The sequence below is a fragment of the Ruegeria sp. YTSC003 genome (genome assembly GCF_059609785.1).
Genome location: NZ_JBXWMK010000003.1, coordinates 346583 through 368940 on the forward strand (window position 1 = coordinate 346583; position 22358 = coordinate 368940).

Sequence of the window (22358 nt, forward strand, 5' to 3'; positions counted from 1 at the left end):
AATGCTAGACTGATCCTCGTGTTTTTCGAGGATCGTGTTTTGCTTAAAGTTATCGAAGCTGAAACGCCGGACCACTTTGATGAGGTTCGGCGTTTGTGTTGGGAATATCGCGACTTCCTGCTGACGTTGGACACCAAGTCCGTGCGCGTCGTAAAAACCTTTTATCCCCGCGACGTTTATGCCCGGCTGATGGACGAGATCGAAGTCGAACACGCCCCACCGGGCGGTGGTGTACGGCTGGTACTAAAGGATGGACATGCCGTTGGGTGCGGAATGTTCCGGACAATCGGGCCGGGCATTGCCGAAATTAAACGGGTGTTTGTAAATGACGCCGCCCGAGGGACAGGGGCAGGATATGCGGTCATGATGTCCTTGATTGAACAGTGCCGAAAACAGGGGTTCGACTGTATTCGCATGGATACGGGCAAACCATTGGAATCGGCAACGCGTCTGTACCTGTCGATGGGCTTTCAACTGCGCGACGCATATTCCGAGATTCCGGAGATCGCGAAAGACACATTATTGTTTTTTGAGATGCCTTTGTCCGATGCTCAGGCGGAAAACTCGCAAATCGAGTGATTTTTTTTCAAAGTCTTTCGTGTTGTTATCGCTTGTAAAAATCAAACTTGATAGAAATACGTCTACATAAATTCAATTTTGTGTGAACTTTTACCTATTTGTCCGATCCCGGTGTCTCGTAATGTGCCTGCATTACAGAAAGGGGAACGACATGACTGGTTCGAAAATCCTTCTCGTAGCTTCAGTGATCAGCACTGTATTTTTGGCGGCCTGTGCGGGGCCGGGTACTTATCCGATCACCGGGGAGGCGGTGTCCGCAAGTGACCCGGTTTTGGCAATGGAATCGCCGACCTACATGTATCGCGGTGAAGCCCGCTAGGGCTTTCATGGGGGGACGGGCGGCGACGCCCGTAAGTATCTGACCGATTTAGAGCTTTCGGCTCATCAAAACATAGCGATCGCGCGGTTTGAAGCCGGTGCGCAAGTACAGTTTATGCGCGGCCTCGTTTGTGCGATCGACTTCTAGGTGAAGGGCGGTCAGACCGGCCTCGGCCAGAGCCTTGGGCAGGTCAAGCAGCACTTCGGTGGCGATGCCACGGCCGCGCACGGCCGGGCGGATGTAGATTTCGTCTATGAAGCCGTCCATGCCGCCAAATTCGACCGACCAGCCGAAGGTCAGGATGACGTAGCCCAGCGGCGCGCGCCCTGGGCCGATCAGGTAGACGCAACCGTGGGGAATACCCTCTAGCAAGGGGGTGAGTGCATTGCGGGTCTGGTCCATGTCCTGCGCAATCCCGGCTTCGGTGTGGAACGCAGTCACCAGGCCCATCAGGCGGTCCAGATCTTCGGGGCGCGCAAGGCGAAGTGCGGCGCTCATAGCCGGGCCAGCCGTTCGGTCAGCAGGGCAAAGAAACCGTCAGCGTCGATTTCCCCAATGAACAATGCATTGGGCGGGTGGTCTGTCACGCGCCACCAATCAGCGACGGTCATACCCATCGTCAGTTCGGACTGCGTTTCGATCTGGACGTTGATGTGTCGGCCCGAGAACAGCTCCGGCCGGATCAGATAGGCGGTCACGCACGGGTCGTGCAACGGCGCGCCTTCCGAGCCGTATTTCTCTATATCGAATCGTTCGAAGAAATCCGTCATCTCGGCCACGGCATGCCCGACCTTACTGTCGAGCGCGCGGAAGGCGTCATTGCGATGTTTCGTGACCAGCGCATCATGGGTCACGTCTAGCGGCATAACGACGACATGAACGCCGGATTTAAACACGATATCAGCAGCTTCGGGGTCGACATAGACGTTGAACTCCGCTGCCGGGGTGATGTTGCCGACCTCAAAATACGCACCGCCCATCAGAACGATTTCCTGGACCCGGTCGACAATATCTGGCGCTTTTTGAAAGGCGGATGCGATATTCGTCAGCGGGCCAAGCGGGCAAAGTGTGACGGTTCCAGGCTCGTGTGCGCGCAGGGTGTCGATGATGAAGTCGACCGCGTGCCCGTCAGCCAGCGGCATTTCCGGATCAGGCAGGACGGGACCGTCGAGGCCGGTCTTGCCGTGCACATGTTCTGCGGTGACCAGAGGGCGGTTTAGCGGGCGGTCACACCCGGCATAAACAGGAATATGCGTGTGGCCGGCCAGTTCACAGACGATCCGCGCATTCTTGGCCGTCAGTTCCAGCGGTACATTCCCCGCAACGGCGGTAATGCCCAGAACATCAATCTCTTCCGGGCTTGCCAATGCCAGCAAGATGGCGACTGCGTCGTCCTGCCCGGGATCGGTGTCGATGATGATCTTGCGCGGTGCCATGCTTTGCCTCCGGGGTATTGAAGCGCGGACACTCGCAAGTGTCACCACGCTTGTCCAGCGGTTTCAGACCTCGGTCGTCGCACCTACCGGCGGGAGTTTGCCATTGGCGCGGTGCTCTTCAATTTTGACCTCGTCCCACAGCGCATCCATTTCTTCGAGATCGCTTTGAGATGGTGTTTTCCCGCGCGCAGCCAGCCGCGCTTCTACTTGCTCGAACCGGCGGGTAAACTTGGCATTGGTGCGGCGCAGGGCGGCCTCGGGTTCGATCCCCAGATGGCGGCCCAGATTGACCATCACGAACAGAAGATCGCCGAATTCATCCTCCAGCGCGTCTGCGTCCTTAGCGTTGCGCGCTTCCTCCAGCTCTGCAGCCTCTTCCGTGATCTTGGCCAGCACATGGCTGGCATCAGGCCAGTCAAACCCCACGCGGGCCGCGCGTTTCTGCAGCTTGTGCGCGCGCAACAGGGCAGGCAGGTTGGCTGCGACACCGTCCAGCGCCCCTTTCTGTTCCTTGCCGGCGCGCTCAGCCGCCTTGATGGTTTCCCAATCCACGGTCTGCTGGTCCGCTGATTTATCGCGGGATTCATCGCCAAATACATGCGGATGACGGTCGACCATCTTGTCCGACATGGTCCGGACCACGTCCTGAAAGGTGAAATGCCCGGCTTCTTCGGCCATTTGGGCATGGAAGACAGACTGAAACAGCAAGTCGCCCAACTCTCCCTTCAGCTCATCATAGGCTTCGCGTTCGATGGCGTCGGCGACCTCATAAGCCTCTTCGATCGTGTAGGGGGCGATGGTGGCGAAATCCTGTTCGATGTCCCACGGACAGCCCGTTTCCGGGTCGCGCAGGCGGCGCATTATTTCCAGCAGGCGCTCGATACCCGCTTCGCTGTCGTGGATCAGAGGATTTTCGGCCATTGCGAACCCTTTCGTTCCGGTGTCAGATGCATCCATTCCGCAGTCCCGATCAGGAGTCCAGCCCAGATGCCCGTCGTCAACCGAATTGCCGATTACTCAGCCGACATGGCCGCATGGCGCAAACACTTGCATTCAATCCCCGAGCTTGAGTTCGAATGCTATGAAACGGCGGCATTTGTTGCGGACCGTCTGCGCGAATTCGGAGTGGACGAGCTGCACGAAGGTATTGCCAAGACCGGGATCGTCGCGATCATTAACGGGCGGGGTGACGGGCCGACGATCGGTCTGCGTGCTGACATGGACGCGCTGCCGATCCCTGAAGAGACGGGGGTCGAGTACGCCTCGACCAAGCCGGGCAAGATGCACGCCTGCGGCCATGACGGGCATACCACGATGTTGCTGGGTGCTGCGCGCTATCTGGCCGAGACACGGAACTTTCGTGGCCGCGTGGCGCTGATCTTTCAGCCAGCCGAAGAGGAAGGCGGCGGTGCGGGCGTGATGGTCGAAGAAGGCATCATGGACCGGTTCGACATCTCTCAGGTCTATGCGCTGCACAATGCGCCAAACCTGCCCGTTGGCGCGTTTCACACCACTCCGGGGCCGATCATGGCGGCTGTGGATACGTTTGAGATACATATTCAAGGCGTTGGCGGCCATGGCGCCATGCCACATGAAACCAGAGATCCGGTAATGGCGGCCTGTGGCATCGCGCAGGCGATTCAAACCATCGTCAGCCGCAACCATTATGCGCTCGACGATCTGGTTGTCTCGGTGACACAGATTCACACCGGGACAGTGAACAACGTGATCCCCGACACGGCATTCATCAACGGAACCGTCCGAACCTTCGATCCAAACGTTCAGCAGATGGTGATCGAGCGTATGCAGCAAATCGTGCAGGGGCAGGCGACCTCATACGGGGTCGAGGCGCGGCTGGACTATGAAAAGAACTATCCGGCCACGATCAATGATGGCGAAAAGGCCGGGTTCGCTGCCGAGGTGGCCCGAGATGTGTCGGGGGCCGAGCGTGTGGTGGGCAACATGGGACGCGAGATGGGGGCCGAGGATTTCTCGTACATGCTGCAATCGCGCCCCGGCGCCTATCTGTTTCTAGGGCAGGGCGAGAGCGCCGGGCTGCACCATCCGAAATACAATTTCAACGACGAGATCGCGCCGATCGGCGCTTCGTTCTTTGCACGGATCGTCGAAAAGGCGCAGCCGCTGGGCTGACGGGGGGAAGACATGGCACTGGAAGACGCAAAGAACCAGGTGGACGAGGCATTCACCAATCCTGATCTCAAGGGACTGTCCTACGAGAACACCTTTGGCGGCGCGACCTCGTTCCTGCGTCGCCTTTACACTAAGGACCTGAAAGGCGTGGATATCGCAGTCACAGGTGTGCCCTTTGATCAAGCGGTGACGAACCGTCCGGGTACCCGTCTTGGACCGCGTGCCATACGTGAGGCCAGCGCGCTGCAATCGCCGGATGCGCCCTACGGCTGGCCGTTCGATGCGCTCAGCGAGTTGGCAATCGTGGATTACGGAGACATGGCTTATGACTATGCCAATATCCCTGCCTTTCCCGATACGTTGACCGACCATATCCACACCATTCTGGCCGCTGATGTGTCTTCGGTTACGTTAGGCGGGGACCACTATATCAGCTTCCCGATCCTCAAGGCCTATGCCGAGAAATACGGCCCGATGTCTCTGCTGCAATTCGATGCGCACACCGACACTTGGGCCGATGACGATATGTCCCGCGTGGATCACGGGACGATGTTCTATAAGGCGGTGAAATCCGGCATCGTGGACCCGAAACGCTCGGTTCAGGTCGGTATCCGCACGACGAACGAGGACACTCTGGGCGTCAACATCATCGACGCGCGCGAGGTATACGAATCCGGCCCCGCCGCCGTGGCGCAAAAGATCAAAGGCATTCTGGGGGACAGCCCGGTCTATCTGAGCTTTGACATCGACGGCCTGGACCCGGCCTTTGCCCCCGGCACCGGCACGCCCGTTTGGGGTGGTCTGAGTTCCATTCAGGCGCAGATCATCCTGCGCGACATTGCCGGGATTAACATCAAAGGCGGGGACGTGGTCGAAGTGTCGCCGCCCTACGACACGTCAGGTGCCACGGCCATTGCAGGTGCTCATGTGGCGACTCAGATCATTTGCCTGCTGGGGTGGAACAAGCTGGTGCAGGATTAACCTTTGGTTAGCCATCTTTCCGGTATCTGATTAACCAAAAGCCGGACGGGAGAAATACGGGCATGACAGACTTTAACCAACCGATCAGCGGCAATGATCTGGCGCGGTTTTCCGGGCCGAACACGTTCATGCGGTTGCCGCAGGCGGAGTCGCTGGCAGGACTGGATGTGGCCGTGCTGGGCATTCCGATGGATATCGGCACCTCATGGCGGTCCGGCACGCGGTTCGGGCCGAAACAGATCCGCAGCGAAAGCGCGATGATCCGGCCTTATAACATGGCCAATTCGGCCGCTCCGTTCGACAGCCTGCAGATCGCGGATATCGGGGATCTGGCCATCAATACGTTCTCGCTGGCCGACAGCCTGAAGATCATCAAGGAAAGCTACGATTCAATTCTCGATCAGGCGGTGATTCCCGTTGCGATGGGCGGCGACCATTCGATCACGCTGCCGATTTTGCGCGCCATTGCGGCCAAGCACGGGCCGGTCGCGCTGGTGCATGTGGATGCTCATGCCGACGTGAATGAAGAGATGTTTGGCGAGCGTGAAACGCACGGCACTGTCTTCCGCCGCGCCTATGAGGAAAAGCTGATCGTCCCGGACAAGACCTATCAGATCGGTATCCGCGGTTCGGGTTACGCGGCCAGCGACTTTACCGAGGCGCGGGAATGGGGCTTTTGCCAATTCCCGGCGTGGGAGCTGTGGCAGCAGAACCTGACCGAGATCGGCTCGCAAATCCGAAAAACGATCGGCGACCACCCGGTCTATATCACCTATGACATTGACAGTCTGGACCCGGCTTACGCCCCCGGCACCGGAACACCTGAAATCGGAGGGCTGACCACGCCGCAAGCGTTGCAGCTGATTCATGCGCTTTCGGGTGTGAAAGTGGTTGGATGCGATCTGGTCGAGGTGTCGCCGCCATACGATCCGTCAGGCAACACGGCACTAACCGCAGCAAACCTGTTGTTTGAACTGCTGTGCATATTGCCGGGCGTGACGTCACGGTAGAAGAGTTCGCACCTTGTTTGCCAAAGCTATCCGAATATGGTCAGCGCAAGGGCTGGTCCGGGGATGAAAAAAATGGTGCTGTGGCTGATTGTTGTTCTGGTAATTTTGCTTGGAGCATACATCCGTTTTGCACCATCAGACCCGGCAAAATGGCATATTGCGCCGGTCGGTGATCAAGACCGTGATCTTGATGGGGGTGTCGTCCGTGTGGTCGAAACGGGGCCGGATGGCCTGCTGCGGCTGGATGCGTTCGCACGCGTTTCAGACCGAACGTCAGTTCTGGCCGGGTCTGTTGATGAAGGGATGATTACCTACATCACACGTACGAAAGTGATCGGCTTTCCGGACTACACGACAGTGCAACAGGACGGAGACACGCTTCGCATCTATGCTCGTCTCAGGTTTGGCCGGTCAGATTTTGGGGTAAACCGCGCTCGTGTTGATGAGTGGCTTGCCCTGTTGCAGCCCTGAGGACAAGCACCCCTCCTGCACCTCGCGCCACATCGGTACGTTCAGGGACATCTGGCATTGAGCCATGAACATGCGGCCGTCGACCTGCAGGCAGATCATCTCGCCCAGTTCGACGCGGGTTCCGGATTTGTCGGTGCAATAGCAGTCCTGAACCTTGCCGCCGGGGCCGACCACGTCGGCTAGGGCGGGCGTTACGAGCAGTGTAAAAACAAGTATCAACCGTTTCATGTGCATTAGCCTAGCATAGTGAGGGGCCTTGACCAAAGGGCCGGATTGATAGACACCGCCCGGATGATCCCCGAAGAACGACTTGAACAGATAACCCAGCGATTCCAGTACCTCGAAGCGGCCATGGCAGATGGTGCCTCGGGTGGGGATATTGCGGCCTTGGCCAAAGAATATTCCGACCTCAAACCGGTTGTGGATCAGATCATGGCGTGGCGTCAGCTGGTCGCCGATCTTGCCGAGGCCGAGGCGATGCTGGCCGACCCGGACATGAAAGAACTGGCGGAAGAAGAAATTCCGGCATTGAAGACCCGCATCCCCGAATCCGAACACGCCTTGCAGCTTGCGTTGTTGCCCCGTGATGCGGCGGATGCGCGTCCGGCAATGCTGGAAATCCGCCCCGGAACTGGCGGAGATGAGGCCGCGCTGTTCGCCGGGGACCTTTTGCGCATGTACCAGCGCTATGCCGAAGCGCGGGGATGGAAGTTTGAGATCATCGTAGAACAGGCCTCGGATTTAGGCGGGATCAAAGAGGTCGTGGCCCATATCAAGGGCGAGAATGTCTTTGCGCGGATGAAATACGAATCCGGTGTGCATCGGGTGCAGCGTGTACCGGAAACCGAAAGCGGCGGACGCATTCACACCTCGGCTGCGACGGTCGCGGTTTTGCCCGAGGCCGAGGATGTGGATATCCAGATCGACGCCAATGATATTCGCATCGACACCATGCGCAGTTCAGGCGCGGGGGGGCAGCACGTGAACACCACAGACTCGGCGGTGCGGATCACTCACCTGCCAACCGGGATCGTGGTAACAAGCTCGGAGAAGTCGCAGCACCGCAACCGCGAGATTGCGATGCAGGTACTCAAAACCCGGCTGTATGATCAGGAACGCCAGCGGATCGACAGTGAACGGTCTGCGGACCGGGCTAGCCAGGTGGGGTCGGGGGATCGATCCGAGCGGATCAGAACCTACAATTTCCCGCAGGGGCGCATGACCGATCACCGCATCAATCTGACGCTTTATAAGCTGGATCAGGTGATGCAGGGCGATTTGGATGAGGTGATCGACGCGTTGACTGCCGACGATCAGGCGCGGCTGCTGGCCGATATGGCGCAATGATCGCCGCACTGACAGCAGCACAGGCGATGGTCGCGGCTACAGCGCGATTACGGGCGGCTGGCGTGGCTGACCCGGCGCGGGATGCGCGCGTTCTGCTTGCCCATGCGGCGCGGATCGAAGCCAGCCGGGTCACTCTGATTGCGCCCGAAGAGCTGTCTCCTGAGGTTGCAGAGCGTTATGATCAGTTGATCTCGCTGCGTGCGGTGCGTGTTCCGGTGTCGCATCTGTTGGGCGAGCGTGAGTTTTATGGCCGACGGTTCCGTGTCAGTCGCGATGTGCTGGACCCACGGCCGGAAACCGAAGCGCTGATCGAAGCCGCGCTCAGCGAACCGTTCGATCATGTTCTGGATCTGGGGGTCGGATCAGGTTGTATCCTGATCACGTTGCTGGCCGAACGGGCCAGCGCTTCGGGCGTGGGCGCGGACCTGAGCGAGGCCGCCTGTCTGCAGGCCAGCGCAAATGCAGTGCAGCATCAGGTACAGAGCCGGGTGGAAATTCTGCAATCGGACTGGTTTCAGAATATTGACGGCCAGTTTGATCTGATCGTTTCGAACCCCCCCTACATTTCACTGCAAGAAATGGCCGACCTTTCGCCAGAAGTGCGCGTGCATGAACCGCGCATGGCGCTGACGGACGAAGGGGACGGGCTGGGTGCCTATCGCCGCATCGCCGCGGGTGCGCCGGACTTTCTATTGCCCGGCGGTCGTCTGCTGGTGGAAATCGGGCCAACGCAGGGGCAAAGCGTCGCGGCTTTGTTCGAGTCGGCGGGTTTGACAGCCACAAGGATCATTCCCGATCTGGACGGCCGCGATCGCGTCGTTTTTGCCAAAATGCCGCATTAAAGCGGCAACCTGAGGCCGAAATACGCCGATTAATGTAAAAAAGCTGCGATTTTTGGGACAACCCCCTTGTCTGTACGCACAGGACGTGTTTACTCAACTCCAGTCGGAGGGCTGACGCTGGTTCAGCGGGCCCCGGACGCCAAGCCCAAAATAGTCGACATCGCGTCACAGCTAAGCTTTTGAGCAGTGCAGGATGCGAGATGATCGACAGCGAATGACAAGGCTGACGTAAAGTAAATGAGATCTTCCAAATCCCGCTCTCGGGTCAAGAATAACCGCAACCGTCCTTCTGGGGGCAATGTCGTCAACCGGGTTTTTGACAGCTCGGGTCCCGAAGGCAAGGTGCGTGGTACGCCCCAGCAGATTATCGACAAATACAATCAGTTGACGCGCGACGCCCAACTGTCCAATGACCGTGTGGCCGCCGAGAACTTTCAGCAGCACGCAGAACACTATCTGCGCCTGTTGAGTGAGGCACAGCGCGAAATGGAAGCGCGCCGCGAAGAGCAAGATCGCCAGAACCGTGAGCGTCAGGCCGAGCGGGATCGCGAACGCGCCGAGCGCCAGGAACGCGAAGCTGCTGCCCGTCAGTCGGACCCGGCCGAAGCGCCGCAACCGGACGTGATGGATTTTACACCCGAGGCAGCCACCCCGGAATCCGGTTTGGTCGAGACCCCGGAAAGCAAGGATGCCGCTGCGGCCGCCGAAGCACCGGCGAAAAAAGAAAAAGCACCGCGTCGCCCGCGTACGCGTAAGCCAAAGCCCGCGCCAGAGGGGGCAGAGGACGCACCGACAAGCAACGGTGATGCACCGGAAGCGGCTGAGTAATTTCTGCCATAGAGTTCAAAAAGCCCCGGAGTTCACTCCGGGGCTTTTTCTTTGCGCATTAGCTTTTTTGAACTTCCCGGGCCAGCGCACAGAACGCTTCGAGCGGGACTTGTTCGGCGCGCTCTGTGGGTTGGATACCAGCCGCGAGCAGGCGGTCCTCGATATCCGGCGCCACGCCTTTTAGCGATGCGCGCAGCATCTTGCGGCGCTGGTTGAAGGCTGCGGCCACGACGCGCGACAAAACCCGGGCATCTGCCGGGTAGCGCGGTTCGGGCAGGGCCGTTAGATGCACAACAGCGCTTGAGACCTTTGGCGGAGGCGTAAAAGCCCCGGGCGGCAGGGACATAGCGATGCGCGCCTCGGCCCGCCATTGGGCAAGGATCGCAAGTCGGCCATAGGCTTTGCCCCCGGGTTGGGCAACGATGCGTTCGGCGACTTCGCGTTGGAACATCAGCGTCAGACTTTGCCAGAACGGCGGCCATTCGGGTGGGGTCAGCCAGCGCACCAGTAATTCGGTGCCAACGTTATACGGCAGGTTTGCGGCAATGCGGATAGGTGGGGTCAGATGCGCCAGCGGGTCGATTTCCAGTGCGTCGCCGTTGATGACCTCAAGACGACCCGGGTAAGCAGCAGCGATGTCGTTCAGGGCAGCGATACAGCGGGTGTCTTTTTCGACCGCGACGACCTTGCGCGCACCTTCGGACAACAGACCGCGGGTCAGACCACCGGGGCCGGGGCCGATTTCCAGCACGTCGCATTCCGTCAGATCCCCTGCCTGCCGCGCGATCTTGGCTGTCAGGTTAAGGTCCAGTAGAAAGTTCTGCCCCAGCGATTTACGCGCCGAGAGTTGATGTGTTGCGATAACCTCGCGCAGAGGGGGAAGGGTGTCGATTGAACTCATGATCCGATTACCGTGGCGCGTGTCCGGGGGGGAACGCCAGTGATTTTTTGCCTCCGGCGGGGATATTTTCAGCCAGGTGAAGGATCAAGCGCTTTGTGCCATCCGTTGGGCCAGTTTCAGTGCCTCGATCAGACTGGTGGGGTTTGCTATGCCCTGTCCGGCGATATCCAATGCGGTGCCGTGATCGGGCGAGGTGCGAATGAAGGGCAGGCCGAGGGTCACGTTCACGCCACGGTCGAAGTCGAGTGTCTTGATCGGGATCAGTGCCTGATCGTGATACATGGCAATTGCGGCGTCATATCGGGCGCGGGCGGCGGCGTGGAACATCGTGTCCGCCGGGTGTGGGCCGGTAACCGTGCAGGTATCGCCCGGCAAATCAGATATCAGAGGGGCGATCCAGTCCAGTTCTTCATGCCCCATTTTACCGCCTTCGCCCGCATGCGGGTTGAGGCCTGCAATGGCGATGTGGGGATGGGGGATACCAAACTGTCTGCGCAGGCCTTCAGCGGTAATGGCGATGGTTTCGCGCAGCAGATCGGGGGTAAGCTCAGACGGGACGCGCGACAGCGGGATGTGGATCGTTGCGGGCACCACGCGAAGCTGATCGCTGGCGAGCATCATAACGACACGCTTGCGCCCGGCTAGAGCGGCGAGAAATTCGGTATGGCCGGGATAGGCGAACCCGGCCCCGTCGATCAGGGCTTTTTTGTGGATCGGTGCAGTGCACAGCGCCGACGCCGCGCCGGATTGCACCAGAGAAACACCGGTTTCGATGGCGTCGATCACACTGGGCGCATTGGACGGATCTGGTTGGCCTGCTGTGTTTGTGGCGGGAAAGCTCAATTGCAGAACAGGCAGGGCACTGGCGCTGATTTCATTGGCCTGCGCCGGATCGCTGATCCGCTGCGTGGGCGTGCCTGCGGGCAGATGTGCCGCATCCCCGATATAGAAAAACGGGCAGCTCGCGCGCAGTTCAGACCATGCCTTGGCGGCGATTTCAGGTCCAACGCCAGCAGGATCGCCACAGCTTAGCGCGATGGGCGCGGTCATTGCTCGATAATCGTCGCGTCGGCGCGGAGCTGTTCAACCAGACTTTCGGCAAAGGCCTGCAGACGCTGTTGCGTCAGGGCGTTGGCCACATCCACGCGCGTGGTGTCTTCGCCCCGGTCCAATGTGCGTGTGCACAGCATCAGGAACTTCAGAGTCTGGCCATTGTTCCCCGTCAGCGTCGTCGAAACTTCGTTCAGGTCCAGCTTGGACAGCTCAAGCGCTACGTCGCGCGGGATCTCGGAGGGGCTGGCTTCGACACGTTGCAGTACAGCGGCAGGTTGATCCTTGGCGATGCCATAGAGGTCGTCGCAGGTATCGATCTGTTCGCGCAGCTGGGCAGCGCTGGCCAGAGTTTCGGCACTACGACCGCCGGCCATGTTGTAAATTGCGTAGTCGATCTTGGAGTATCGCGGCGCGCTGGTGCTGACTTCGCGCAAGCCGCGCAGCTGGAACAGGGCGATGGCATTGGGCAACGACAAAGGCTGCGTGATGTCGCCTGATTTGAGACCCAGAATCACAGGTTGCAGGGCAGGGGGCAAGTCGGTCAGGTTCAGCCATTCCAAACGCCCGCCGTCATCGCGTGTGCCAGCAGCTGAATACTGCGTGGCAGCAGAAGAAAACGCATCGAAACCTTCAACCTGAGCAATCTCTTCGGCCAGCAATTCGGCTTGTGCAAGGGTCTGCGGAGTGACCGGAATGATTATTTCCGACAACAGAACCTGAAGCCCGCCGCTCCCGGCCTGTCCTAAAGCCCGGTTAATCTCGTCGTCGCTCGGCCTGGCTTGGGACAGAAAGCGCGAACTGACGTAATCGCGCCACGAAAGCTGATCAGCGACGAAATCCCGTACGGTTTCGGGGGAAACGCCGGCTTCGCCCAGCAATTGCAGGAATTCGTCGGTCGAAAGGCGACCACGGGCTGCAAATTCATCAATGCCCACCTGAATGTCTTCTGGTGCAACCTCGATTCCTGCGTCGCGCATGGCCTGCTTGCGCAGTCGTTCGTCGATCAACGCGTCGCGGACTTCGTCCTCGGTTGCGCCAGGGGCACCCAGAACGGTCAGGAATTGCTGGCGTTGCTGAAGTTCGTACCAGGTGACAATGTCCTGATTCACCTTGATCGCAGGTGAAAACAGGCTCTGAGCCTGGCTGTGACCAGTGGACAGGGCCAGCAAAGCGGCAGCCAGTGCCGGTGCAACCGGTTTTAGCCAACCGGAACGAATGAATCGCGAGAAACCTGAAATCAACTGCATCTTCTCTTGTACTGTTGGCCGCCACCCTCAACGGAGTAACCTGTCAGGGCTACGGTAAACCCGAATTCTGTCGAAGGCTCAATACTTGATGATGAGGTAAATCGCCTGCTAACGGTCATGTTAACTTTTACACACTCATTCTGGTAGGTAACGCCCAGCCCATAACGGATCGGTTCGGATTCGCTGAGGTCATAGCGCGCATAGGCCTGCGTCAACCAGTTCTGGTCAACAAGGTAGCGGCCATTCATCCAGATTTCGGATATCTCGTCATTCGCATTTTCTGCCGGATCCTTTTCCTGCCACACATAACTGCCGGTTAGGCCGACATTTGGCTTGTTCCAGCCTGCGCGCACCTCGGCCTTGGCAAAGCTGAAATCACCATTCAACAGGCCGCGACCCGCCAAAGACCAGCCATTGGCGGTTTGCAACTGACCGGCCAACAACACGTCGGAGGCGGTGCCCTGTAGGCCCGACGTTAGGTTGAAGTTGGGGTCAGCGGTCGAGCGGAAGACCTGTCCGACAGTGGCAAGCGCGCGCCAGCCATTTGCGGCATAGCGCGCCCAGTTGACCCCAAACACCGCCGTCGCGCCGTCTTCGCGACGATCCGGGGCCGGAAAGCGAGACAGGGACAACAAGTTCCCCTGGTCGAATTCCTGAAACGTGCTTTCGTCATTGGGAACGTCCTGATCTGTCACGTTCGTCCAACCGACTTGCGCGATGGGTTCAAGCACCTGAGTGGCGCCTGACTTTTCCCGCCGGGTCATCGGGTAACGCAAGGTGAGTGCAGCGCGGGGGGCCGCGCGGGTCACCTGGTCAGGAAACTGGCTGTCATCTCGGATGTCAAAGATATCCACCGATGTCCCGAACCGGGCATCAGCCCTGAGGCCCGATGCGAAAATCCAGCTGCGCATCCAATCCGCATCGAATGTGGCGCGCGCGACATCGCGGCCAACGATGTCCTGATCGCTGGTGCGTGTGTGATTGTGGGCCACAAAGCCCAAGCGTACTTCGCCGCCGACAGAGGTTGGGAAGTAACGTTTCTGGAAATACAGGTCGAAGATCCGAGATGGGATCACTTCCTCATTTTCACTGTCTCGCAGGGATTTGTAATGGATGAAACTGGTGCGGAAGGCGGTATCGCGTTTGATCCGCTCAAGCGCGATTTCGCTGCGCAACCGGTCAAAATCAGGCAGACCATAGTCAGCGAGATACGCGTTATCCGAGGTCGTCTTCACATCAAACAAAAGGCGGAAGTCGTTGTTCAGGAAGAAATAACCGTTGGCAAATAGATAGCCCCGATCCTCATTTTTTTGCAGGTCGTCGCGGGTGAAAGCACCGTTCAGCTCAATCCGGCCGCGTTTGAATGCCTGGCGATAGCGATAGCCCAGTGTTCTAGTTTTCCCCGAGATATAGGGGGTCAGCGTCAGGTCCCTGTGGTCGCCAAGCTTAAAGAAATACGGCACCTGCACGCCGGTTCCCAACTGCGATGTGGTGCGAATCGACGGAACAAGAAAGCCCGTCGCGCGGTCCAGCGTCGGGTCGGGCAGGCGCAGATAGGGGAAGTAGAAAACCGGGAAATCCAGTATCCGGAACTGTGCCCCTTCGAAATACAATTGGCGTTCCAACTGGTCATGCGTGACCTTGCGGGCGCGGATTTGCCAAAGCGGCGGTTTACCATTGGCGCAGACGTGGCAGGACGTGGCCGAGACCTTGCTGAACTGTGTGTAACGCCCCCCCGCGCGCGCAGCCTGGACCGAGGCGATCTGAACCTGCTGATCGAACACCATGCGGGCTCCGATCAGCAGACCGTTCATGATTCCGTCATCCAGTTCGGCGGAATCGGCCAGCAACGTGGTTGCGCCGCCCTGATCAATGCGCACCGGGCCTTCCAGCGACAGATTGCCGGTTTCGCGGTCATAGGTGATGCGCTTGGCAGTGACCTTGATGTCGCCCTGAAAGGCTTCAACATTCCCTTCGGCCACCAGATTGCGTTCGGGCGTGATAAAGATCCGGTCAGCCACCAGCAGGGCAGGGTGATCCTCTTGCGTGGTACCCTGTGCAGCGTTGGCAGCGGGTTGAGACTGCGCGAATGCGCCCGCTGGCATGTTCAGTGCGACCGCACCGGACAGCAACAAACTGGCAATAAGCCGCATCAGCCGTCCTCCGCATGCAGCAAAAGGCCGAGGGACAGAAGAATGGCTGCAAAGGGCGGGGCCCAGGCCGCGACTAAGATAGGCAATTGACCGTTTTCCCCCAGAATTTGGGCAAAGTTGCGAATAAAGTAGATGCCAAAGCCCAGCAGGACGGCGGTCAGAACCGCGATACCGGTGCCGCCAAATCGCACGTGGCGCATGGTGAAGGCCGCGCCGATCAGAACCATCGACATAAGAAACAAGGGACGGGCCAGTTGGACCTGCAACCAGACCTCATATTGCTTGGTCGAAAACCCGGCTTCGCGCAGGTCACGGATCAGTTCCGGCAGGTCATAGACCGAGACGGAATCCTGATCGCCAAGCGTGTCCAGAATCCGTTGGCGTGTCAGCGATGTGGGAACCTCAAGCCGCGCGTGTTCAGTGGCGTGGGTTTCTGGATTCACACCGCCTTCCAGCGCCCAGATCTTGGCATTGGTCAGGACCCACGTACCGTTCTCCAGATCCGCCTGGTCGGCCACGATCTGCTGCGTCGGTGTGCCGTCCGGGGCGAAGGTAATGATCGTTACCTGATTAAGGGTGAACTTGTCGCCGTTGGATGTATCCTGGGCGTGGATCACGGATTGGCCAATGGCCGATCCCTGCCGCAACCAAAGACCATCTGCACTGATCGACAGAGTTGATCCGCCGTTGTTTTTGTAGGATTCGGCAAGCTGTTTGTACTCTTCCGACGTGGCGGCTGCGATGGGATTCAGCATGCCAACCGCCAGTGCGCCGATCATCAGAGCTATCACCACAGGGGCTAACAGGGCGCGGATGCCTGATCGGCCGGTGGCGCGGGTCACAACCAGTTCCGAACTGCGGGCCAGACCGATAAACAACGCGATCGTGGACAGGATGACCAGCAGCGGCAGCATTTCGCTGATCGCGGCAGGCGTATTCAGCAACGTCAATTGCAACAGCTGACCAAAGGACAGGTTTGCATCGTCAAAGCGGCGCACCTGTTCGATCAGGTCGATCAGAATCATCAGCGTCAGGAAAATGCTGCCGATGACCAGGAAACTCTGAATGAATCGGCGGGCGAAGTAGCGGTCGAGGATCACGAAGGAACTCCTGCCGAAATGACGCGCAAACAGCCCGTGGTCGGGTGCAGACTAGAATCACCGCTGCACGCAATTGTGCGTGACGGCCTATGCCTGCTCTGTCTTGCCAAAACCTTCTCCCCCGAGCCTGTCGGATTTTTTCCGGGACTGTAATCCAAATGCGGGCCGGGGAAAACTGCTATCTGGTCAAGCCGCGCGGCGCGGGCTAGGTCTTGGGGAACTGATTTTGAGGAGTTCGCAATGAGCAGTCTTGTACCGATCCGTTTCCAGGACCCCGACATGGATGCGATGGCGCAGGCCGAAGGGCGCGTGGCCATTATCATCCCGTCCGACGGCAAAATGAACCCTGCCGCCCGCCGCGCCAACCGTCTGACCCGCGGGGCTGTGGCACGGTTGGTCGAAAGCGAGCGGTTCGAAAAAGTGAAAACCGGTGACGTGATCTCGATGGCGTGGCCATCCGGCATGGCAGCCGAGGCGCTGGACGTTCTGGTTCTGCCGCGCCGCCCCGAACCCGCCGAGGCCCGCAAGGCAGGTGCTGTGCTGGCCAAGCTGGCGGGCAGCAAGGACTTGCTGGTGATGTCAGGCAATCAGGTCAAGGCCGAGGATCTGGCCATGGGCATCGCGCTGCGCAGCTATGATTTTGATGCGCACAAGACTAAGGAATCTGATGAGGCCGGTTCAGTCATCATAACCCACCAGAAGGCGGATGAGATCGAGGCTGCGTTTGCACCGCTCTACGCGGTTGCCGACGGTGTCCGCATGACCCGCGATTTGACCAATGAGCCTGCGAATATCCTGACCACCGCGGAATTCGCCGACCGTCTGGACGAGATGAAGGCACTGGGGCTTGAGGTCGAAGTGCTGGAAGAAGACAAACTGGCCGAGCTGGGCATGCGTACGCTGCTAAGCGTCGGGCAGGGGTCGGACAGCCCTTCGAAGGTTGTGGTGATGCAATGGAATGGCGGCGACAAAGATGACGCGCCGCTGGCATTGGTCGGGAAGGGCGTGGTGTTCGACACCGGTGGTATTTCGCTGAAACCTGCGGGTGGCATGGAAGATATGACCATGGACATGGGCGGCGCTGGCGTAGTGGCAGGCACCATGCGCGCGCTGGCCAAACGCAAGGCCAAGGCCAATGTGGTCGGTCTGGTCGGATTGGTTGAGAACATGCCTTCAGGCAACGCCACCCGTCCGGGCGATGTGGTCAAATCCATGAAGGGCGACACGGTCGAGATCATCAACACCGATGCCGAGGGCCGTTTGGTTCTGTGCGACGTGATGTGGTACGCGCAAGAGCGGTTTAAGCCTGTGGGAATGGTCGATCTGGCCACCCTGACCGGAGCGGTCATCATCGGACTGGGGCATGAGAATGCGGGTGTCTTCTCGAACAATGACACGTTCTGCAATGCCTTCCTGAAGGCGGCGGGGGCCGAGGATGAAGGCGCATGGCGCATGCCGTTGGGCGAAGCCTATGACAAGCAGCTGAAGTCGCGCATTGCCGATATGAAGAACGTGGGCGGACGCCCGGCGGGTTCGATCACTGCGGCGCAGTTCCTGCAGCGGTTCGTCAAGGAAGACATGCCGTGGATTCACCTGGATATCGCCGGTGTGGCTTCGGTCTCGTCCGAGACATCCTACGCCCCGAAGGGCGCAACCGGCTGGGGCGTACGCGCGTTGAGCCGTTTCGTTCAGGACAATTTCGAGTAAGCCGATGGGGGCCGTCTATTTCTATCACCTGACCCGCCAGCCGTTGGAGCATACCTTGCCGGTGCTGCTGGACAAGGCACGGCAGGCCGGGTGGAAGATTGCCGTGCGAGGCAGCGATCCCGCGCGGATGGACTGGCTGGACGAAAAGCTGTGGCAGGGGCCCGAGGAAGGGTTCCTGCCACATGGCCGCGCAGGCGGTCCGCACGATGCCGCGCAGCCGATCCTGCTGACGACTGAGGCGCAGGCTGCCAATGACCCGTCTTGTGTCATGGCGGTAGATGGCGCGGCGGTCGACCCCGATGAGATCAAGAAACTGGACCGCGTATGTATCCTGTTCGATGGCAATGACGCAGAGGCCGTTCAACACGCGCGCGGGCAGTGGAAGGCTTTGACCGGTGCGGGATGTTCCGCCCAATACTGGTCCGAAGAATCCGGGCGCTGGGAAAAGAAAGCTGAGGCTTAGAGCCCGAGCCGATTTCCGGAAGGCGTGGTGGTCATCGCGCAAAGATGTGCGATCAGAAATGCCTCAATGACCGGATTGAAGCCCAAATTGCCGAATGCGGTGCAAGGCAAAAATGACTGCTTTCTATTGTTAAGGCAAAAGTTTGAGGAACCAAATGCCCAATATAACCCAGTCTCTCTTGCACCAGCCGCTAATTCTTCCCTGCGGCGTAACTCTTAAAAACCGAATTGCTAAATCGGCGATGTCTGACTCGCTTGGTGACGGCAAAGGCAATCCAAGTGATGATCAAATCAAGCTCTATGAGCGTTGGGCAACTGGCGGCCTCGCCCTGTCGATCATCGGCGAAGTGCAAGGCACACCTCATTTCGCAGAGAAGCCCGGCAATTTGGTTTTGAACGATCAATCCGATTTCGCATTTCTAAGAAAACTTGCACAGGCAGGGGCAACCAACGACGCTCATTTGTGGCCGCAACTTGGACATGCAGGTGCGATGGCGGATGCTCCGATCAGCTCGCCGAAGGGGCCGAGTAGATTTGAATTGCCCGGTCTGAAATGCGGCGCGCTGTCCTTGGATGAGATCCGCGCGCTGCCGGCCGAATTTGCACGCACGGCAAACCTTGCCAAGCGGCTTGGGTTCGGTGGCGTTGAGTTGCATGCGGCCCATGGATTCTTGCTCAACCAGTTTCTGTCTCCGCTATTCAACAAACGCGAAGATGCCTATGGCGGTTCTTTGCAAAACCGGATGAGACTGCTGCTGGAAGTGATCAGCGCCGTGCGCGATGCCGTTGGCCCGGATTTCCCTGTGGGCATCAAGTTGAACGCGACAGATCAACTTGAAGGCGGCTTTGCTGAAGATGAATCCCTTGAGGTCATTGCGGCATTAGACAAAACAACAATTGATCTGATTGATGTCAGCGGTGGCACATATTTTCCGGGTGCTGCGTCATCATCAGATCGTGCGGGTTCCGGCGCCTATTTTCTTGATTTTGCTGAACGTGCGCGTGCGAAAACGAACATTCCCCTTATGGTGACGGGCGGTTTCAAGACGCTTGCACAGGCCAAAAGCGCCATTGCAGAGGGCAAAGCCGATCTCGTTGGATTGGCCCGCGCATTGGTCGTTGATCCAGAATTGCCATCATTTTGGCTTTCCGATCAACGCGACGAGCCGCAATTCCCGCGTTTCAAAAACCCACCGGAAGGCGGTGTGACTGCATGGTACACGATGCAAGTCACGCGGATTGCCAGAGGTGAGGACGCGCTTGAACCAGATGATCTAGACGAAGCAATAGCGGCATACGAGGCCAGAGATGAGATTCGACGAGAGGTTTGGAACTCTCATTTCAGCGGAATCTCACGAGCAACCTAAAGCCGGCATTGGCGCAGCTGCAGTGACCGGAAGCATTGGTCCGCATGGCGGACCAAAACTTTGAAAGGAAAGCGCATTCGCTGGAATCGGCATGGATACCCGTATCACAGGGGGCAGAAACGCCGTGTGCTGCGTTTGGCTTTATTCCGCTTTCTGCAGAGAGGTTTGAATAAGCCCAACCCCTTGTTGCACCGGAATTGATCGCCTGCACCCTTGCTCTGACGGTTCTCTGCTTTAGGGTGCGCGGCGTTGTGAGCAGAAGGATTTTGAGATGAAAAAGAACCCATTGGGGCGCACTGGTATTGAAGTGACGGATCTGTGCCTTGGCACCATGACGTTTGGGACGCAGACCTCTGAAGCGGATGCACACACCCAGATCGACATGGCGCTGGAGGCTGGGATCAATTTCGTTGACGCGGCTGAGATGTACCCGGTGAACCCGGTCTTGAAAGAGACCGTGGGGCGGACCGAAGAAATCCTGGGCAACTGGAACGCGGTGAACCCCGCGCGGCGGGCGGAGTATATTCTGGCGACCAAACACTCCGGTGCAGGTTTCGCGCATGCCCGCGACGGGGCACCAATTTCTGCGCAAACGATTCCCGAAGCGATCGAGGGGTCTCTGCGTCGATTGCAGACGGATTGCATCGATCTGTATCAGTTTCACTGGCCCAATCGCGGCAGTTACATGTTTCGGCAGAACTGGACCTATGCGCCGTCTGGTCACAACACCAATGACGTACTGGAGAATATGGAGGAGTGCCTTGTCGCTCTGCAACAGCAAGTCGATAAGGGCAATATCCGCGCGTTCGGCCTGTCGAATGAAAGCGCATGGGGCACCGCGCAATGGCTGCGGCTGGCCGAACAGACGGGCGCGCCACGGGTCGCTTCGGTCCAGAATGAGTATTCTCTGCTGTGCCGCCACTTCGACACCGATATGGCCGAGCTAAGCGTGCACGAAGATGTCGGCCTGATGGCGTTTTCTCCGTTGGCGGCAGGGTTTCTGACGGGCAAGTATCAGGGCGGAGCGGTGCCTAAGGGCTCGCGCATGGATCTTGTTCCGACCATGGGTGGGCGTAAGTACGAGCGTGTTTTTGGGGCCGTAGATGCCTATCTGAAGATCGCGCAGCGGCATGGCCTGGATCCGGTACATATGGCGCTGGCATGGTGCCAAACGCGCCCGTTCATGATGTCTGCCATTTTCGGAGCGACCACGGTTGCGCAGTTGGCCCATATTCTGGGGGGCACGGAGGTGGTGTTGGCGGATGATGTCCTGGCGGATATCAGTGCCGCGCATCGCGCGCATCCGATGCCGTTCTAAGGGGGCTCTGCATCCGCTGCGCTTTGCGCGACTCCCCCGGGAAATTTTTAGCCAGATGAAGCGGATCCGGTCAGTGATGTGTGGGCTGGATCCGGTCCTGACGGAGGTCTCTGGCCGACAGGCCGTGCGCGGTGCGGAAAGCACGGGCAAAGCTGGATTGTGAGGCAAAGCCTGTGGCGAGTGCCACGTCCATCAATGGCATATCCGTATCGGTTACCAGACGCCGCGCTTCGGCCAGGCGCAGTTGCAGATAGTGATCCTGTGGCGTTGTGTTCAGGCGCAGACGGAACTGTTGTTGCAGAGTACGAGGGCTGGTGCCCAGAGAGTCGGCAATGACGGCCAACGGTAGCGGGTCCTCGAGCGAAGTCTCCATCAACGAGTTCGCCTTTGCTGTCAGAGCCGTATGACGATGCGGCGCGCCTGTACGGCTTTGTGGCTTGGACGGTTCGGGTGCGCCCTCGTATAGGAACAGGCCGGACACGCGGGCGGCAAAACCTGCGCCGTGGCGCGCGGCGATGATGTGTAGCATCATCTCGACTGCGGGGATCGCGCCGCCTGAAGTCAGCCGGTTGCCGGATACAGTAAATCGGTCAGGGCGAACATCAACTTCGGGGAAGCGGTTCGCGAAATTGTCCAGATCCTCCCAGTGCGTTGTGGCGGAGTGGCCGTTCAGCAGGCCGGCTTCGGCCAGTAGCCAAGGGCCGCCGTCGATGCCAGCCATGGTGGCTCCGGTACCGGAAATGCGGCGCAATCCGGCGAGCAGGCTGGGTGTGGCGTGACGGGCCAGTTGAAATCCCGCGATGACAATCATCAGGTCGCAGCCCTGCAACCGAGCCAACGGTGTGCCTGGAACATTTAGGGCGCTGGTCAGCATCGCCGGTTCCGCCGTGGCAGTCACATAGTCCCAGTCAAATGCCGGGCGGTCCGCCAGGCGATTGGCGGCGCGCATCGGATCGACGGCCGAAGCAAAGCTGAGCGTGTTGCATTCGTCCAGAACCAGCACAGCCGTTTTCAGGGCGCGATGTTCGGGCTGCAATATGTTTTTTGCGGATTTCATCAAGTTCGATTCGCATTCTGGCAAGTTGT

23 protein-coding genes are annotated in these 22358 nt (G+C 59.0%); 13 read left to right on the forward strand and 10 right to left on the reverse strand.

The annotated features are described in order from the left end of the window. The first annotated feature begins 39 nt into the window (after positions 1 to 39). Both AC2FFH_RS08725 and AC2FFH_RS08730 read left to right on the forward strand, forming a co-directional pair. A complete protein-coding gene (locus tag AC2FFH_RS08725; protein ID WP_496779185.1) occupies positions 40 to 579 on the forward strand; it encodes a GNAT family N-acetyltransferase in 540 nt (179 codons plus the stop codon). Between the two features lie 151 nt (positions 580 to 730). Further along, complete coding sequence (locus tag AC2FFH_RS08730; RefSeq protein ID WP_199528541.1) at positions 731 to 898, forward strand: hypothetical protein; 168 nt, start codon at positions 731 to 733, stop codon at positions 896 to 898. 48 nt (positions 899 to 946) lie between these two features. Here the strand turns inward: AC2FFH_RS08730 and AC2FFH_RS08735 are convergent, their stop codons facing one another. The 3 genes from AC2FFH_RS08735 to mazG all read right to left on the reverse strand — a co-directional run bounded on the left by AC2FFH_RS08735 (position 947) and on the right by mazG (position 3255). After that, complete coding sequence (locus AC2FFH_RS08735) at positions 947 to 1396, reverse strand: GNAT family N-acetyltransferase (RefSeq protein WP_496779183.1); 450 nt, start codon at positions 1394 to 1396, stop codon at positions 947 to 949. Continuing rightward, positions 1393 to 2334, reverse strand: a complete 942-nt coding sequence (locus AC2FFH_RS08740) for a nucleoside hydrolase (protein ID WP_496844215.1) — start codon at positions 2332 to 2334, stop codon at positions 1393 to 1395. The genes AC2FFH_RS08735 and AC2FFH_RS08740 overlap by 4 nt, the downstream gene beginning before the upstream one ends. A gap of 63 nt (positions 2335 to 2397) precedes the next feature. Further along, the gene (mazG, locus tag AC2FFH_RS08745; protein WP_496844263.1) at positions 2398 to 3255 is read right to left on the reverse strand and encodes a nucleoside triphosphate pyrophosphohydrolase; all 858 of its coding nucleotides are present in this window, start codon (positions 3253 to 3255) and stop codon (positions 2398 to 2400) included. A 66-nt stretch (positions 3256 to 3321) separates the two neighbouring features. Between mazG and AC2FFH_RS08750 the strand changes: the two genes are divergently transcribed. From AC2FFH_RS08750 to AC2FFH_RS08765, 4 genes are all read left to right on the forward strand, one after another. Further along, positions 3322 to 4485 carry a M20 aminoacylase family protein gene (locus AC2FFH_RS08750; protein WP_496738413.1) on the forward strand — a complete coding sequence of 388 codons (1164 nt, stop codon included), beginning with the start codon at positions 3322 to 3324 and terminating at the stop codon, positions 4483 to 4485. Positions 4486 to 4497: 12 nt separating this feature from the next. Continuing rightward, complete coding sequence (gene speB / locus AC2FFH_RS08755; protein ID WP_496844216.1) at positions 4498 to 5466, forward strand: agmatinase; 969 nt, start codon at positions 4498 to 4500, stop codon at positions 5464 to 5466. A gap of 62 nt (positions 5467 to 5528) precedes the next feature. Further along, positions 5529 to 6476, forward strand: a complete 948-nt coding sequence (speB, locus tag AC2FFH_RS08760) for an agmatinase (RefSeq protein ID WP_496844217.1) — start codon at positions 5529 to 5531, stop codon at positions 6474 to 6476. Positions 6477 to 6539: 63 nt separating this feature from the next. Then, complete coding sequence (locus AC2FFH_RS08765) at positions 6540 to 6947, forward strand: DUF1499 domain-containing protein (protein WP_496844218.1); 408 nt, start codon at positions 6540 to 6542, stop codon at positions 6945 to 6947. Here AC2FFH_RS08765 and AC2FFH_RS08770 read toward each other — a convergent pair. Further along, on the reverse strand, positions 6888 to 7175 hold the full coding sequence (locus AC2FFH_RS08770) for a hypothetical protein (protein WP_496844219.1): 288 nt from the start codon (positions 7173 to 7175) through the stop codon (positions 6888 to 6890). The two genes, AC2FFH_RS08765 and AC2FFH_RS08770, sit on opposite strands and share 60 nt — an antisense overlap. Before the next feature lie 63 nt (positions 7176 to 7238). On the opposite strand from AC2FFH_RS08770, the gene prfA reads away from it, so the two are divergent. The 3 genes from prfA (at position 7239) to AC2FFH_RS08785 (ending at position 9964) form a co-directional block, all read left to right on the forward strand. Further along, positions 7239 to 8294 (forward strand): peptide chain release factor 1, encoded by a 1056-nt coding sequence (gene prfA, locus AC2FFH_RS08775; RefSeq protein ID WP_496844220.1) that lies wholly within the window; start codon positions 7239 to 7241, stop codon positions 8292 to 8294. Next, positions 8291 to 9136, forward strand: a complete 846-nt coding sequence (gene prmC / locus AC2FFH_RS08780) for a peptide chain release factor N(5)-glutamine methyltransferase (RefSeq protein WP_496764506.1) — start codon at positions 8291 to 8293, stop codon at positions 9134 to 9136. The genes prfA and prmC overlap by 4 nt, the downstream gene beginning before the upstream one ends. A 237-nt stretch (positions 9137 to 9373) precedes the next feature. Beyond that, positions 9374 to 9964 carry a DUF4167 domain-containing protein gene (locus AC2FFH_RS08785; protein ID WP_496723147.1) on the forward strand — a complete coding sequence of 197 codons (591 nt, stop codon included), beginning with the start codon at positions 9374 to 9376 and terminating at the stop codon, positions 9962 to 9964. 58 nt (positions 9965 to 10022) lie between these two features. Here the strand turns inward: AC2FFH_RS08785 and rsmA are convergent, their stop codons facing one another. From rsmA to lptG, 5 genes are all read right to left on the reverse strand, one after another. Next, entirely contained in the window at positions 10023 to 10865 is an 843-nt protein-coding gene (gene rsmA, locus AC2FFH_RS08790; protein ID WP_113790091.1) for a 16S rRNA (adenine(1518)-N(6)/adenine(1519)-N(6))-dimethyltransferase RsmA, read from the reverse strand. An 84-nt stretch (positions 10866 to 10949) separates the two neighbouring features. Next, positions 10950 to 11915: a 4-hydroxythreonine-4-phosphate dehydrogenase PdxA gene (gene pdxA / locus AC2FFH_RS08795; protein ID WP_496723145.1), complete on the reverse strand. Its 966-nt coding sequence runs from the start codon at positions 11913 to 11915 to the stop codon at positions 10950 to 10952. Continuing rightward, on the reverse strand, positions 11912 to 13165 hold the full coding sequence (locus AC2FFH_RS08800) for a peptidylprolyl isomerase (RefSeq protein ID WP_496723143.1): 1254 nt from the start codon (positions 13163 to 13165) through the stop codon (positions 11912 to 11914). Before AC2FFH_RS08800 ends, pdxA begins: the two co-directional genes overlap by 4 nt. After that, positions 13156 to 15318 carry an LPS-assembly protein LptD gene (locus tag AC2FFH_RS08805; protein WP_496844221.1) on the reverse strand — a complete coding sequence of 721 codons (2163 nt, stop codon included), beginning with the start codon at positions 15316 to 15318 and terminating at the stop codon, positions 13156 to 13158. Before AC2FFH_RS08805 ends, AC2FFH_RS08800 begins: the two co-directional genes overlap by 10 nt. After that, entirely contained in the window at positions 15318 to 16418 is a 1101-nt protein-coding gene (gene lptG, locus AC2FFH_RS08810) for an LPS export ABC transporter permease LptG (protein ID WP_496844222.1), read from the reverse strand. Before lptG ends, AC2FFH_RS08805 begins: the two co-directional genes overlap by 1 nt. 240 nt (positions 16419 to 16658) lie before the next feature. Here lptG and AC2FFH_RS08815 point away from each other — a divergent pair, with 240 nt between their 5' ends. The 4 genes from AC2FFH_RS08815 (at position 16659) to AC2FFH_RS08830 (ending at position 21272) form a co-directional block, all read left to right on the forward strand. Beyond that, positions 16659 to 18125: a leucyl aminopeptidase gene (locus tag AC2FFH_RS08815; protein WP_496764516.1), complete on the forward strand. Its 1467-nt coding sequence runs from the start codon at positions 16659 to 16661 to the stop codon at positions 18123 to 18125. Between the two features lie 4 nt (positions 18126 to 18129). Further along, complete coding sequence (locus tag AC2FFH_RS08820; protein ID WP_282118261.1) at positions 18130 to 18588, forward strand: DNA polymerase III subunit chi; 459 nt, start codon at positions 18130 to 18132, stop codon at positions 18586 to 18588. A gap of 154 nt (positions 18589 to 18742) precedes the next feature. Further along, on the forward strand, positions 18743 to 19954 hold the full coding sequence (locus AC2FFH_RS08825; protein ID WP_496844223.1) for an NADH:flavin oxidoreductase/NADH oxidase family protein: 1212 nt from the start codon (positions 18743 to 18745) through the stop codon (positions 19952 to 19954). Between the two features lie 271 nt (positions 19955 to 20225). After that, complete coding sequence (locus tag AC2FFH_RS08830) at positions 20226 to 21272, forward strand: aldo/keto reductase (protein ID WP_496781264.1); 1047 nt, start codon at positions 20226 to 20228, stop codon at positions 21270 to 21272. A gap of 70 nt (positions 21273 to 21342) precedes the next feature. Here AC2FFH_RS08830 and AC2FFH_RS08835 read toward each other — a convergent pair whose 3' ends face one another. Further along, the gene (locus AC2FFH_RS08835) at positions 21343 to 22329 is read right to left on the reverse strand and encodes a GlxA family transcriptional regulator (RefSeq protein WP_496844224.1); all 987 of its coding nucleotides are present in this window, start codon (positions 22327 to 22329) and stop codon (positions 21343 to 21345) included. Positions 22330 to 22358: the final 29 nt, after the last annotated feature.